The organism is Lactobacillus sp. ESL0260, assembly GCF_003692935.1.
GTDB classification, from domain to species: Bacteria; Bacillota; Bacilli; order Lactobacillales; family Lactobacillaceae; genus Lactobacillus; species Lactobacillus melliventris.
Map to the genome: position 1 here is coordinate 101759 of NZ_REHO01000007.1, position 13160 is coordinate 114918.

The window sequence follows — 13160 nt, forward strand, 5'->3', positions numbered from 1 at the left end:
GTGAAATTGTGATGCCAATTATTACTAAAGTAAGCAGTCAAAAAAGACCCGGACGATTTAATATTTTTTTAGATGGTAAGTATTCTTTCTCCGCTACTGAGCAAACTGTGGCTGAATTTATGCTTTTAAAGGGGCAAGAACTGACTGAAGAACAAATTGCTGAAATTAAGCAATTTGATCAAGACGCCAAGGCTACCAATATTGCATCTAATTATTTAAGTTATGAACCTAGAACTGTTTATGAAGTTTTACAATATCTTAATAAACATGGCATTGATAATGACTCTGCACAGGCTGCTGTCAGTCAACTGACAGAAATGGGGTTTTTAGATGATGCTAAGTACACGCAATTAGTGATCGCACAAAACTTGCGGATTGGTACTGATGGACCAGTTAGTGTCAGCAATAAGTTGAGACAAAAAGGAATTGATCCTGAAATAATTGCTAATGCGCTAATGGAAATAGCTGATGCTGACTGGCTGGATGCAGGTAAGAGAGTGCTTAAGTCAATGAAAAGTAAAGTGGGCAAATTGGCACGGCGCGAACTAGAACGGAAAATGACCAGTAAATTATTGAGTCATGGCTTTTCCAGCGCGCTTGCTAGTACAATAATTGCTCAAATTGATATACCGCAAAATGATGAAGATCAAATCGCAGCATTAAAAAAGCAAGGGATCAAAGCCTATAAGCGGTTTCGCCGTTTGCCAGAAAATGAGAGACAGCAAAAAATACGCAATTACTTATTTACACACGGATTTGCCAGTAATGAAATTGATGCTTTTCTAGCGGGTGAAATTATTCCTTTAGCTGAATTAGCTGAATATTAGGAGAAATTATGAAAAAACTACAGAAAAAAGTAACTTTTGTTGGTCGTCCTTTTCCCGATCAATTGATGGACGAACAGAAAACCTTTAATCAATCAAATATGGAAATGGAGCAGAATCAGGTTTTTCAGGATTTTATCGCTAAGAATGATTTAACTAATACTCGTAGCAATATGGTTGTTTTTGGACCTGAAAATTTTATGTATTGGTATGGCGTAATTGCACCCAACGAGGTTGAAGTTCCAAAAGGCTTAATGAAATTTGTTTTGCCTGAAGCCCAAGTGGCAATTACAGAAAAAGACAATCAAAATATTTCCTTTTTTAGTCAGCCATTAAATATGGTTATATCGCAGTTTTTAGCTGCAGTTGCTGCCGAAGGGATTAAAATTTACCAAAATCCTGGTGATAGTTTAACTCCTTACGTTGTGCAAACTTTAAATTTTGCCACAAAAAAACTGACCCAAGAATTATATCTTGAGGACAGTCATTAAATAATTAATGTTGTTTAGGGTCAATTGATAAGTTGTCGTATTCAACATATGCACCAAGACAAGTTGATAAAAGCATAATCAGCATCACAATTCCAACAGATTTACCCACAATTTGATCAAGGGTTAGAAATTCACGCACCACAAAAGTGGCAGCAAAACAAAGAATAAAGTCTAAGATGACATTAGCAATTTGTAAAAAATAGCGTCTTCTAATACTGAAAAAGCGTAATAACTGCTTTAATAAACCATCGTCTATTTCAACCGCTAATAAATCTACTGGTCTTTGAATTGTAGCTTTGATGGCAGACATAATTAAAGCACCAACTATAGCGCCAATGGTGGTCCGGAAAAGATCAGCTGAATGCAAGACAAGAGCATCATAGCCAATACCAATAATGGTCAGACTACACAGATAAGGAATTAACAGTAAGAATGTAAAAACAAGTATGACATGACTTTTTTTCATGGGGTAACCTCATTTCTTACGTGCTATTCTAACATATTGTGTGCGTACATGATATAATGTTGGTATTTAATATGTTATTTTAAGAAAGAGAGCACAAAAATGGCTAGCGACCCCGACAAGGGGAATTTATTTGAGCGTTTCAAAAATAAATTTTCCCCTACAAATGATGAAGAAACAAGAGAGCACTTAATTACAGAAATTGAAGATTTACATCAGCAGAAAAAGCTTAGTGACAATGAATTTACAATGTTAAATGCAGTTTTGGATTTTCAGGGACGGATGGTACGTGAAGTAATGGTGCCGCGAATTGATGCTTTTATGGTAGATTGCCAGGAAAGTTTGCAGGACCATCTTAAAGAAATACTGCGTGAACCATATTCCAGAATACCGGTTTATCGACGTGATAAAGACAAAATAGTAGGTATTATTCATATTCGAACTGTCTTGCGTAAGGCATGGGAAAAAGGCTTTGATAATATTACTTATGATGATGTCATGAATCCGCCACTTTTTGCACCGGAAACAACGGAGCTCAGAGAACTTTTAGTAGAGATGCAACAAACTCAGCAGCAATTGGCTATTTTAACGGATGAATATGGTGGAGTTGTCGGGCTTGCAACCATTGAGGATATAATTGAGGAAATAGTGGGTAATATTGATGATGAAGTGGATCAGACGGAAGTTTTGGTTCACCAAATTGCCCCTAACAAATATGTGATATATGGTAAAATGCCTCTTGATGAATTTAACGAGCAATTCGGCACCGATCTGGAAATGGAAGATGTTGACACTATTGCCGGCTATATGATTACAAAGTTAGGCATAATACCGGCAAAAGGTGAAAAGTTATCTGTCAAATTGGATAATGGCATGGTATTGACTACTAGAAGAATGATGCGTTCCAGATTAATGACGGTTTTGTTGACTGTGCCAGAAGAAAAACCTAAGAAGAAGGAAGAACAAAATACTTAATGAGTAACGAACTGTTGAATAAAGTAAATAAGAGAAGAACATTTGCTATCATATCGCACCCTGATGCCGGGAAAACTACGATTACGGAGCAAATGCTTCTTTTTGGTGGTGTAATTCGCAGCGCGGGGACAGTTAAAGCCCGCAAAAGTGGTCATTATGCTACTAGTGACTGGATGGAAATTGAAAAGCAACGTGGTATCTCGGTTACCAGCTCCGTCATGCAATTTGAATATCAGGGAAAAAGAATAAACATTCTTGATACCCCGGGACACGAAGATTTTTCGGAAGATACCTATCGGACTTTAATGGCGGTTGACTCAGCAGTCATGGTGATTGACTCAGCTAAAGGTATTGAACCGCAAACCAAAAAATTATTTAAGGTCGTGAAGCAAAGAGGCATTCCTATCTTTACCTTTATGAATAAATTGGACCGTGATGGTAGACCGCCACTTGATTTGATTGCTGAACTGGAAGACTTACTTGGCATCGAAGGTGTGTCTATGAATTGGCCAATTGGTTCAGGTCAAACTTTACAGGGATTATATGATATTGCTCATAATCAGGTTGAAATGTATCGCAAGGATGGTCCTGATCGCTTTTTGCCTCTAGATAAAGACGGTAAATTGCCGGCTAGTGAACCATTTAGTCAGAATCCCCAATTTCAAGATACATTAGGAGAAATTGACTTAATTAAAGAAGCTGGAAATCAATTTGACTTACAAAAAATTGCTCAAGGCGATCAGACACCAGTATTCTTTGGCTCCGCTTTAACTAATTTTGGGGTTGAAACTTTTTTGCAGAGTTTTGTTAAAATGGCTCCTGCACCAGCTGGTCATAAAGTTAACGACACTGAAGACTTAGCTCCTGATAATGAGGAATTTTCCGGTTTTGTGTTTAAAATTCAAGCTAATATGAATCCACACCACCGTGATCGGATTGCCTTTGTGCGTATTGGCAGCGGCGAGTTTAAAAAGGGACTGGATGTAACTTTGGCTCGCACTGGTAAACCAATTCGTCTCAATAATGCTACTGAATTTATGTCTAGTGAGAGAATGCAGGTTTCAGATGCGGTAGCAGGAGATATTGTTGGTTTGTATGATACTGGCAATTTCCAAATAGGTGACAGTATTTATGCTGGCAAACATAAAGTGGTTTATCCGCCACTGCCAGAATTTACTCCTGAACTCTTTGTGCGAGTTACTGCTAAGAACGTAATGAAACAGAAATCATTTCATAAAGGTATGGTTCAATTAGTTCAAGAAGGTGCAATTCAGTTATACCAGAATTATCAGACTGATGAGTATATCTTGGGTGCTGTTGGGCAACTGCAATTTGAGGTCTTTAAATTCAGAATGAAAAATGAATATAATTCTGATGTTGAAATGACTAATATTGGTCACAGAGTAGCACGCTGGATTGACCCTGAGCAGCTAGATCCGGCTATGGCTAACAGTCGAAATTTACTAGTAAAAGACCGTTACGGCCAACCGCTATTCTTGTTTGAAAATCAATTTGCAGAGCGTTTTTTCAAGGATAAATATCCAGATGTTAAACTGACTGAAAAACTGTAAACTGTAAACAAAAAACTGGCTTTAAGCCAGTTTTTTTATTTGTCAATATGGATTTCAATTACATGCTGACTTTTATCAAATGTCAACATATATGAAGGATTTTTTTCTTTAACAAGTCGCTTAATAACAAAGTCCGTTTCATCTTTACGAACACGACGATTGTGATTTTCCAAGACAATTCCGATTGCTTTATCACTTTCGGTGTAGATAACGGAGGTATTGCCTAGAGAGTAAACTTTGACATAATTTACGTTGGTCGTATTTAGTTGACTGTGAACTAGGTCCTTATAACTATTGGTTACATCTATTAAATGCATGGATTTCACCCGTTTCTTCTAGTAGTTCTTTTTTTAATTTAAGTATACAACTAAACTAAACTTTTTTCTTTAATAAAAAGCATGATTATTATATTTTGCAATAATCATGCTTAAAAATGACGTCTTTAAATATTAGTTGTGTCAGTTGCAGAATTAATAGTGTTCTCATCTTCACTGATAACAATCTTATCTTCAGAAACACTTGCCAGCAAATTCTTTACTGCAGGATGATCAAGTTTATAGTCAGCAACTTTATCTTCAATTTCTTCCTGAATGGTTCTACGCAATGGTCTTGCGCCCATATCTGGACTATATCCTTCATCAACTAATTTCTTTTTAGCATCCTCGGTAACGTTAATTTGCATTCCTTGGTTTTTAACCATGCTGTTTACATCGTCAAGCATTAAATTAACAATTTTTATTAAGTCATCCTTAGTCAGTTCGTTGAATTCAATCACATCATCCAACCGGTTTAAAAACTCTGGCTTAAAGAATTGACTCATTGAACTTCTGGCGGAATCTGGTTGATCTGCAGAATTTTCAGCAGTGAAACCAACACTGGTGTTCTTAATGCCTTGACCAGCATTAGAGGTCATGATGATAATCGTATCCTTGAATGATACAGTTCTACCTTGAGAATCAGTTAAGCGGCCATCATCTAAAATCTGTAAGAAAAGATTCATAACAGCTGGATCAGCTTTTTCAATTTCGTCAAGTAAAATCAAACTGTATGGATGACGTCTTACTCGTTCTGTTAGTTGTCCGGCTTCTTCATAACCGACGTAACCAGGTGCTGAACCAATTAACTTGGAAACAGAATATGATTCCATATATTCTGACATATCGAAGCGAATTAAGGCATTTTCTGAACCAAACATTTGCCGAGCCAGTTGTTTAGCTAATTCGGTTTTACCTACACCAGTAGGTCCTACAAAGAGGAAGGAGCCGATTGGTCTACCAGATTTGTTAAAACCGATCCGATTCCGGCGAATTGCCCGTGCCAACTTGTCAACGGCTTTGTCTTGACCGATAACATGCGCTTTAAGATTTGGTGCCAAGTTTTGTAACTGGTTTTCTTCTTGCTTTTGTAAATCACCAACAGGGATGCCGGTTTTTTCTTCAACAATCTTGTTCATGATCTTGCTGGTAATAATAGGAGATTTGTCCGGATCAACCTTTTGATCCTTCATCTTGTTATATTTTTCGATTTGGTCACGGTAGTATGCAGCTTTTTCATAATCTTCATTTTTGAGGGATTCTTGTTTTAATTTCTGAGCCGCATCAATTCGTTCCTTCATTTTTTCCTTGTCGACATAAGGAATTGTCAGGTTCATTCTTGAACCTGCTTCATCTAACAAGTCAATGGCTTTATCAGGTAAAAAGCGGTCTTGAATGTAGCGCTCAGATAATTCTGCTGCTGCCTTGATAGCATCATCAGTATAATGAACATGGTGATAATCTTCGTAGCGCTTTTGAATACCCTTTAAAATACGGATTGTTTCTGCAACAGAAGGTTCTTTAACATCAACGGGCTGGAATCTTCTTGCCAGAGCAGAGTCTTTTTCAATTTCCCGGTATTCTTTTAATGTGGTAGCACCAACGAGTTGCAGGTCACCACGAGCAAGAGCGGGTTTAATAATGTTGCCTGCATCCATTCCACCTTCGGCATTGCCTGCACCAACGATTTCGTGAATTTCATCGATAAAGAGGATGATATCATCATGGCCTTGTACTTCTTTAAGTAATTGCTGCATTCGTTGTTCAAATTGACCACGAATACCTGTACCTTGAACTAAAGAAACTACATTTAGTGATATTATTCTTTTATCTTGCAGCTTGGCAGGTACCGAGCCATCGACAATCTGCTGGGCCAAGCCTTCGACTACAGCTGTTTTACCAACACCGGCTTCACCAATTAGAACAGGGTTGTTCTTTGTTCTGCGATTTAGAATTTCAATGACACGAGCAATTTCTTTATCGCGGCCAATAACTGGGTCAATTTTCCCTTTTCTTGCTAGAGCGGTTAGATCGGTTCCATACTGATCAAGCAGTGAGCGTCCGCCCCCGGCACCATTGTTGCCGTTATTGACGTTTCCTGGATTCCCATTGCCCATCCTGGGGTCACCTGGATTTCCCGCATTGCCGTTGTAATTAAACAGGTCGCTGAAATCACCAAAGAAGTCGTTATTATCATTGTTCATATTAATATTTCCTTGTTGTTTAAGTTGTTGATAACATTGTCCACACAAATTAATTTCACGACTTTGTCCGTTAACCTTTGCAAAAAGATGAATGGAAGCTGGTCGTTTTTGACAGTTTTGACAAAGCAATTGTATTACCGCCTTTCATATCAGTTTACTAAATTATATAATTAGCACTCGCAATAATCAAGTGCTAAAACCTGAATCTTATTATTTGTAAGTAACGCTTATATGATAAAATATGGGTGCAATATCAGATGATTGCATAAACAAGATTGACTAAAAAGTGGTGATAATTTTGGATTTTCAAAAAATTCTGGTGCAATTAGCGAATGGCGAACTCGATCACTATGAAGTTGAGCCAAAAAATGCTTTTGAATTTCAAGCAGCATTGAGGTCTTTTGAAAAAAGGCAAAATATTACAGGGAAAGCATTGCGAGGTGGTAAAATAATTTATTCAAAATCAAAATCTGAAGTTTAATGATGTAAACTGTTACATTTATGTTGTCTAATTCACAAAAAAATGATAGTCTAAGTAGGCGAATAGGTATTTATTACCGGTTTGATTTTTTGAATTCAAAGGAGATATATATAATGGAAAAACGCGATTTTCATGTTGTTGCAGAAACAGGTATTCATGCTCGTCCAGCTACATTGCTAGTACAAGCTGCTTCTAAATTTGGTTCAGATATCAATTTGGAGTACAATGGCAAGTCAGTTAATTTAAAGTCAATTATGGGCGTTATGTCACTTGGTGTTGGCAAAAATGCTGATGTTACTATCAGTGCTAATGGTGACGACGAAAAAGATGCAATTAACGCTATTTCAGAGACTATGAAAAAAGAGGGCTTAGCTGAATAATGACCAAGACATTAAAAGGAATTGCTGCTAGTGATGGTATTGCTGTAGCACCAGCTTATCTCTTGGTTGAACCTGATCTTTCATTTTCAAAATCCACTGTTAACGACGTTGAAAGTGAATTAGCACGCTATAAGAAGGCAATTTCAGTATCGACTGCTGAAGTTGAAAAAATTCGTGATAGTGCAAAGAAGAGTTTAGGTGAAGACGAAGCTCAAGTCTTTGAAGCTCACCTTATGATCTTGAACGATCCTGAATTTACTGGTGCCATTGAAAACGAAATCAAGGAGCAAAAAGTTAACAGTGAAGCTGCACTTGACGAAACTGCCCAAAAGTTTATCAGTATTTTTGAAGGAATGACTGATAACACTTATATGCAGCAGCGTGCTGCTGATGTGCGTGATGTTTCTAAGAGAATTATGGCTCACTTGTTGGGCAAGGAATTACCAAACCCAGCTTCAATTGATCACGAAGTGATTGTGGTTGCTCATGACTTAACTCCTAGTGACACTGCCCAACTTAACAAAAAATTTGTTAAGGGTTTTGTTACTGATATCGGTGGAAGAACTGCGCATTCTGCTATTATGGCACGTTCACTTGAATTGCCAGCAGTTGTAGGTACTGATTCAATTACCAAGGATGTTGAAAACGGCGACACGATTGCTGTTGACGGTCTAAGCGGTGATGTAGTTGTTAAGCCTACTGACAGTCAAGTTGCTGAATATAAACAGAAGAGTTCTGACTTTTTGCAACAAAAAGCTGAGTGGGAAAAATTAAAGAACGAGCCTTCAGTTACTGCAGACGGTAAAAAGTTTACAATTGCTGCTAATATTGGTACACCAAATGACATGAAGGGTGTAAACGATAATGGTGCTGAAGCTGTTGGTCTTTACAGAACCGAATTCTTATATATGGATTCAAAGGACTTCCCAACTGAGGATGAGCAATTTGAAGCCTATAAAGAAGTCATTGAAGGTATGCATGGTAAGCAGGTAATTATCAGAACCATGGATATTGGTGGTGACAAGCACCTTGATTATTGGGATTTACCAGAAGAAATGAACCCATTCTTGGGTGTGCGTGCCATTAGACTCTCACTGCAAAATGAACAGATTTTCCGGACACAGCTTCGTGCTTTATTGCGTGCATCAGCTTATGGCAAGTTAGGCATTATGTTCCCAATGATTGGTACTCTGAATGAGTTGCGCAAGGCTAAAGCAATTTTGGGTGAAGAAAAAGAGCAATTAGTTAAAAAGGGCGTTAAGATTGGTACAAACTTAGAAGTGGGAATGATGATTGAAGTTCCAGCTGCTGCAGTTTTAGCTGATCAATTTGCTAAAGAAGTTGATTTCTTCTCAATTGGTACTAATGACTTAATTCAATATACAATGGCCGCTGATAGGGGCAATGATAATGTTTCTTACCTTTATCAACCGGCAAACCCATCTGTTTTGCGTTTAATTAAGCACACGATTGATGCAGCACATGAAAACAACATTTGGTGTGGCATGTGCGGCGAAGCTGCCGGAGACAGTACCATGTTTCCAATTTTGCTTTCAATGGGCTTAGACGAGTACTCAATGAGTGCAACTTCAATTTTGCGTATTAGAAGCTTAATGAAGAAGCTCAATACTGCAGATATTAAGGAATTAGCCAATAAAGCTTGTTATGTTTCAGAAACTGCTGAAGAAAATGAGAAATTGGTTAGTGACTTAATGAAGAAAGTAAATAACTAATAATAATAAAAAAAGGATACATTAGCAAAAAATTATGTATTCTTTTTTATTTCTTTATTTTTTCTTGATAAAAAGTTCACAGAATATTCACGTTTAAAAGATACTATAATAATAAAATTAGTTGAAAAAACTACTTACAAAAAGGAAGTAGTATGATATAATTATATAGATACTAATTAAGGGAGCGTGAAATATATGGTAAATTTATATATCTCTCCAAGCTGTACATCTTGTCGTAAAGCGAAGGCCTGGTTAAAGAAGCACGACATTCCTTTTAAGGAAAGAAATATTTTTTCTGAACCGTTAACAAAAGATGAATTGTTGCAAATTTTGCGCATGACTGAAAATGGTACCGAAGAAATTATTTCAACTCGTTCAAGAGCATTTCAGCAACTTAAAGTTAATCTGGATGACATGTCAATTGATCAATTGCTTGATCTGGTAGAAAAGAATCCAAGTTTGTTAAGACGTCCTATTATTATGGATGACCGTCGTTTACAGGTTGGATATAATGAAGATGAGATTAGGCGCTTTTTACCTAGAAAAGTACGCCGTCTCGAACTTGAAGAAATGCAAAAGATAGCTGACTTATAAATCAGGTAAGTTTAAAATAAAAGCGTTGGTTTTTTAAACTAACGCTTTTATTTTATGAGTAAAGTACGCTACAATAGAACAAAGCATCTGATGGAGGTGAGAACTCATGCAAGTAGATCATATAAACAAAAATACGATTCGCGTGAGAATAGGTAAACAAGAATTAGCAAATCGTGGTCTTAAAGTTTTGGATTTACTGGGTGATAAAAATAAAATCCAGCATTTCTTTTATTCAATTTTAGATGAAATTGATACAGATCATTCTTTTAGTCAAGATGCACCTGTTACTTTTCAAGTAATGCCTAATAATGGTGGGCTTGATTTACTCATCACTAAAGTTACGGCCAAAGATCAGAATAACCTGGCCCAGTTATTTGATAATAATTTTACTGACAATAATAAAAAGACGAATGATGTTCGCAAGTCTTTTCTCGACTTAGAGCCTGAGGAAGATGAAAGTGATAAAGACGAATCAACTGGTTCTGCAATTTCTGGTCACCCCAAGGTGAAGAAAGAGTTTTGGAAACTGCAAAAAAAGCAGGCATATAGTTTTAATGACCTCAATCAGGTAGTTGAACTGGCTGATAGTCTTCAAGCAGACGATTTGGCTTCCAGTCTTTATTTTGAACGCGGTAAATTTTACTTAGAGTTAATCTTTACTGATCAAGATTACTTGGAAATAAAGCCGGCAGATGCATGGGCCATTGCAAATGAATATGGTATTAAAGTTAAAGCTAGTGAAATGGCTCGTGTGCGCATTAATGGCAAATGTTTGATAGCGCATGAAGCTTTAGAGAAGCTGCAAGATTATTTTAGTGATATTAATTGAAATGCCAGATAGCAAAATAAAAGGGGGCAGGTAAAATCCTGCCCCTTTTGCGTACTTATTATTAGGTGATGATTATGTACGCGGCATTGTTGAATAATGTTTTAGTTTTAGCTGTAGCAGAAGCTCGGATAAGTGAAAGTGAAAAGAATATAAAAAGGCAATATTTTTGTCCTCAGTGTTATCGAGAAGTCCAGCTGATAAATAATAGTAAAACACCCTATTTTAAGCATATCCCGAGTGAAGTTAATTTAAGTGGAGAAAATAAAGAGCATGCACAAAGTAAAAGCTTATTGACCACAGCTTTAAGAGCAGCCCATTTTAACGCACAGATGGAGGTTCAATTAGCTAATGGTCAATTACGCGCTGATATCTTAGCAAGCCCAAATTTAGCATTTGAAATTCAATGTGCTCCGCTCAACAAATCTGAATTTCGTCATCGTCATCTTTTATATCGGCAAATAGGCGTGAAAGATATCTGGATAGTGGGAAAGAGACATTTTTTAGGACAATACATCAAAAAATCGCAACTTATCTTTTTTCGAAGGAATAAACCTTGGCATGATTATTATTTGGAAATTAATCCTGATAAGCTAGTTATCAGTTTGAAATATAACGTTTTGCTTGAGCCGCTGACTAATAAAATTCATTGGCAGAAACAGAATTTTACTATAAATGCCAAGGGACTAAAAAAGCTGTGGCACTTTAGGCCAGCTTTACGGAAATACCATATTGATTCGGCAAAACAAAAACAATATCTAAAAATGCAGCTTATGCAAAAAAGTCTTAATGGCATGAAGATTGCAAATAACTTATATAAAAGACGGCAAACCATTGATGATTTGCCGCCTTGGGTATTTAGCAATTTTCGTAAAATTAATTCGCCAGATAATGCAAGTAAATTTTTAGATCAGGCGTAAGTGCCTAGCAGGATAATAATCTTGGTCTTCCTTTGTAATACAACCAGTATTTTTAAAAAGTCGAATCAACTTATCATGAGCCAAAATCCCTTCAAGCATTACTCCACTGTAATTGCCGCTTTCATTAAAAATAATAGTTGTAGGAATGTTACAAACATTAAACTGATGGGCAAGTTCCTTATCTTGGCGAATGGAATTATCTACATAAGGAGCAATCCTGCGATCTGTAATACGATCAAAATTTAAATTTAAATTTTGAGCAATTTTTCGCGGTAATTGCTCAGAATATTTATTAAAATCACCACTGATAGCTTGTTGTAAAGCAACTAGATAGGCTCGAGCCTTTTTGTTGCCATATTCGAACTTAATTGCATGGTAATTTCGTAAAGCTTGAAATGAAGCAATTGTGTACTGCGGGATATCTAGTATTCTTTGGCCGCTCTTTTTTCTTCTGATAATATCTTCTTTGATAACTTTTGAATTAATGATAGGAACGAAGTTAAAAGAAGAGTTGATATTAAGCTCAGCGATTGCATCTTGAATTAAAACTTCTGTGTTATAGCAGTAAATGCCAACGGGATTGACAAAGAGAAAAATTTCGAACATGATCAGACTCCTCCAATACTGATTATTTGTAAATCTAATTATCTATCCTTTTTAGAAATTTACTCATTAGACTATATTTTATCACGATGCTTGTAAGCGCGTGCAATTTTTGCTTGATTAGTATTAGCAGAATTTTGCGTAAAATGATATTTCTTTTTTAAGTCTAACAGAACTTGGGCAATTAATTGGGGATGAGGATTTTCAATCTCTATTTCAAAGTCCTCATAGTTGTCAGGATAGGTACTATCATCAAATGTTAATTCACAATTTTCAGGACCATTTGCTAAAATACGCTTAGTTTTACTGAAAGTTTGCAAGTTGAGCTTTAATTGGTCTGAAAAGTGCTCGCTTAGGTAGTCTCCTATGGTATATTTAAAAGTGATTGGCAAATTTTTGCTCCCCTTTTTTACCAGCGCTTTAGCTTCAGCTAGTTTTAGCTCATCATTAATTTCGATTGCTTCATGAAACTGGTGCTGCACGGGATCATTATTTGGAACTTTAAGTGTTTGTTCTGCATGATCAGCAAAAAGACGAATGCGGCAACTGATCTGATTTTGTTTTAGCAAACCATCTTTGGTATCAAAATAATAATTTTCCTGTTTAAAACAGCTTTTTGGAGCAAAATCATGGCAAAGCTTGTGATAGATTGTCTTTGGCAGGATAATTTTTGCTTCAATTTCATTATTCTTCGACATAATAATTCCCCATCCAAATTCAGTGATAGAATTTACTTTTTGTTCCATGCTACTAATTAAGAAAGTATAGTTTTTTTATTGAC

At 36.4% G+C, this 13160-nt stretch carries 15 protein-coding genes; 10 read left to right on the plus strand and 5 right to left on the minus strand.

Annotated elements, in window-relative coordinates; genetic code table 11:
- Positions 1 to 11: 11 nt before the first annotated feature.
- Complete coding sequence (recX, locus tag F5ESL0260_RS03165) at positions 12 to 827, plus strand: recombination regulator RecX (protein ID WP_046325186.1); 816 nt, start codon at positions 12 to 14, stop codon at positions 825 to 827.
- 8 nt (positions 828 to 835) lie between these two features.
- Positions 836 to 1315, plus strand: coding sequence for a hypothetical protein (locus tag F5ESL0260_RS03170; protein ID WP_110445830.1), 480 nt, complete (start codon positions 836 to 838; stop codon positions 1313 to 1315).
- 4 nt (positions 1316 to 1319) lie between these two features.
- Here the strand turns inward: F5ESL0260_RS03170 and F5ESL0260_RS03175 are convergent, their stop codons facing one another.
- Complete coding sequence (locus tag F5ESL0260_RS03175) at positions 1320 to 1781, minus strand: hypothetical protein (RefSeq protein WP_046324567.1); 462 nt, start codon at positions 1779 to 1781, stop codon at positions 1320 to 1322.
- A 99-nt stretch (positions 1782 to 1880) separates the two neighbouring features.
- On the opposite strand from F5ESL0260_RS03175, the gene F5ESL0260_RS03180 reads away from it, so the two are divergent.
- Both F5ESL0260_RS03180 and F5ESL0260_RS03185 read left to right on the plus strand, forming a co-directional pair.
- On the plus strand, positions 1881 to 2753 hold the full coding sequence (locus F5ESL0260_RS03180; protein ID WP_046324568.1) for a hemolysin family protein: 873 nt from the start codon (positions 1881 to 1883) through the stop codon (positions 2751 to 2753).
- Positions 2753 to 4324: a peptide chain release factor 3 gene (locus F5ESL0260_RS03185; protein ID WP_122025824.1), complete on the plus strand. Its 1572-nt coding sequence runs from the start codon at positions 2753 to 2755 to the stop codon at positions 4322 to 4324. The genes F5ESL0260_RS03180 and F5ESL0260_RS03185 overlap by 1 nt, the downstream gene beginning before the upstream one ends.
- Before the next feature lie 35 nt (positions 4325 to 4359).
- Here the strand turns inward: F5ESL0260_RS03185 and F5ESL0260_RS03190 are convergent, their stop codons facing one another.
- Both F5ESL0260_RS03190 and F5ESL0260_RS03195 read right to left on the minus strand, forming a co-directional pair.
- Positions 4360 to 4641, minus strand: a complete 282-nt coding sequence (locus tag F5ESL0260_RS03190; RefSeq protein WP_110445832.1) for a DUF1827 family protein — start codon at positions 4639 to 4641, stop codon at positions 4360 to 4362.
- A gap of 125 nt (positions 4642 to 4766) precedes the next feature.
- The gene (locus F5ESL0260_RS03195) at positions 4767 to 6971 is read right to left on the minus strand and encodes an ATP-dependent Clp protease ATP-binding subunit (protein ID WP_122025825.1); all 2205 of its coding nucleotides are present in this window, start codon (positions 6969 to 6971) and stop codon (positions 4767 to 4769) included.
- A gap of 169 nt (positions 6972 to 7140) precedes the next feature.
- Between F5ESL0260_RS03195 and F5ESL0260_RS03200 the strand changes: the two genes are divergently transcribed.
- The 6 genes from F5ESL0260_RS03200 (at position 7141) to F5ESL0260_RS03225 (ending at position 11776) form a co-directional block, all read left to right on the plus strand.
- The gene (locus tag F5ESL0260_RS03200; RefSeq protein ID WP_046324572.1) at positions 7141 to 7323 is read left to right on the plus strand and encodes a hypothetical protein; all 183 of its coding nucleotides are present in this window, start codon (positions 7141 to 7143) and stop codon (positions 7321 to 7323) included.
- A gap of 113 nt (positions 7324 to 7436) precedes the next feature.
- The gene (locus tag F5ESL0260_RS03205) at positions 7437 to 7703 is read left to right on the plus strand and encodes a phosphocarrier protein HPr (protein ID WP_110445835.1); all 267 of its coding nucleotides are present in this window, start codon (positions 7437 to 7439) and stop codon (positions 7701 to 7703) included.
- Entirely contained in the window at positions 7703 to 9436 is a 1734-nt protein-coding gene (gene ptsP / locus F5ESL0260_RS03210) for a phosphoenolpyruvate--protein phosphotransferase (protein ID WP_122025826.1), read from the plus strand. Before F5ESL0260_RS03205 ends, ptsP begins: the two co-directional genes overlap by 1 nt.
- Before the next feature lie 195 nt (positions 9437 to 9631).
- Positions 9632 to 10030, plus strand: a complete 399-nt coding sequence (gene spxA, locus F5ESL0260_RS03215) for a transcriptional regulator SpxA (RefSeq protein ID WP_046324575.1) — start codon at positions 9632 to 9634, stop codon at positions 10028 to 10030.
- Positions 10031 to 10136: 106 nt separating this feature from the next.
- On the plus strand, positions 10137 to 10859 hold the full coding sequence (locus F5ESL0260_RS03220; protein WP_122025827.1) for an adaptor protein MecA: 723 nt from the start codon (positions 10137 to 10139) through the stop codon (positions 10857 to 10859).
- A gap of 74 nt (positions 10860 to 10933) precedes the next feature.
- Positions 10934 to 11776 carry a competence protein CoiA gene (locus tag F5ESL0260_RS03225; RefSeq protein WP_122025828.1) on the plus strand — a complete coding sequence of 281 codons (843 nt, stop codon included), beginning with the start codon at positions 10934 to 10936 and terminating at the stop codon, positions 11774 to 11776.
- On the opposite strand, the gene F5ESL0260_RS03230 is transcribed toward F5ESL0260_RS03225, so the two are convergent.
- Entirely contained in the window at positions 11762 to 12382 is a 621-nt protein-coding gene (locus F5ESL0260_RS03230; protein WP_122025829.1) for a DsbA family protein, read from the minus strand. The genes F5ESL0260_RS03225 and F5ESL0260_RS03230 overlap by 15 nt on opposite strands.
- Before the next feature lie 71 nt (positions 12383 to 12453).
- Positions 12454 to 13077, minus strand: a complete 624-nt coding sequence (locus tag F5ESL0260_RS03235; RefSeq protein ID WP_122025830.1) for a CYTH domain-containing protein — start codon at positions 13075 to 13077, stop codon at positions 12454 to 12456.
- Positions 13078 to 13160: the final 83 nt, after the last annotated feature.

What these genes read in the sequence shown, in the direction of transcription:
- recX (WP_046325186.1), top strand. Translation starts at nt 12, where the DNA reads ATGCCAATTATTACTAAAGTAAGCAGTCAAAAAAGACCCGGACGATTT.
- F5ESL0260_RS03170 (WP_110445830.1), top strand. Translation starts at nt 836, where the DNA reads ATGAAAAAACTACAGAAAAAAGTAACTTTTGTTGGTCGTCCTTTTCCC.
- F5ESL0260_RS03175 (WP_046324567.1), bottom strand. Translation starts at nt 1,781, where the DNA reads ATGAAAAAAAGTCATGTCATACTTGTTTTTACATTCTTACTGTTAATT.
- F5ESL0260_RS03180 (WP_046324568.1), top strand. Translation starts at nt 1,881, where the DNA reads ATGGCTAGCGACCCCGACAAGGGGAATTTATTTGAGCGTTTCAAAAAT.
- F5ESL0260_RS03185 (WP_122025824.1), top strand. Translation starts at nt 2,753, where the DNA reads ATGAGTAACGAACTGTTGAATAAAGTAAATAAGAGAAGAACATTTGCT.
- F5ESL0260_RS03190 (WP_110445832.1), bottom strand. Translation starts at nt 4,641, where the DNA reads ATGCATTTAATAGATGTAACCAATAGTTATAAGGACCTAGTTCACAGT.
- F5ESL0260_RS03205 (WP_110445835.1), top strand. Translation starts at nt 7,437, where the DNA reads ATGGAAAAACGCGATTTTCATGTTGTTGCAGAAACAGGTATTCATGCT.
- ptsP (WP_122025826.1), top strand. Translation starts at nt 7,703, where the DNA reads ATGACCAAGACATTAAAAGGAATTGCTGCTAGTGATGGTATTGCTGTA.
- spxA (WP_046324575.1), top strand. Translation starts at nt 9,632, where the DNA reads ATGGTAAATTTATATATCTCTCCAAGCTGTACATCTTGTCGTAAAGCG.
- F5ESL0260_RS03220 (WP_122025827.1), top strand. Translation starts at nt 10,137, where the DNA reads ATGCAAGTAGATCATATAAACAAAAATACGATTCGCGTGAGAATAGGT.
- F5ESL0260_RS03225 (WP_122025828.1), top strand. Translation starts at nt 10,934, where the DNA reads ATGTACGCGGCATTGTTGAATAATGTTTTAGTTTTAGCTGTAGCAGAA.
- F5ESL0260_RS03230 (WP_122025829.1), bottom strand. Translation starts at nt 12,382, where the DNA reads ATGTTCGAAATTTTTCTCTTTGTCAATCCCGTTGGCATTTACTGCTAT.
- F5ESL0260_RS03235 (WP_122025830.1), bottom strand. Translation starts at nt 13,077, where the DNA reads ATGTCGAAGAATAATGAAATTGAAGCAAAAATTATCCTGCCAAAGACA.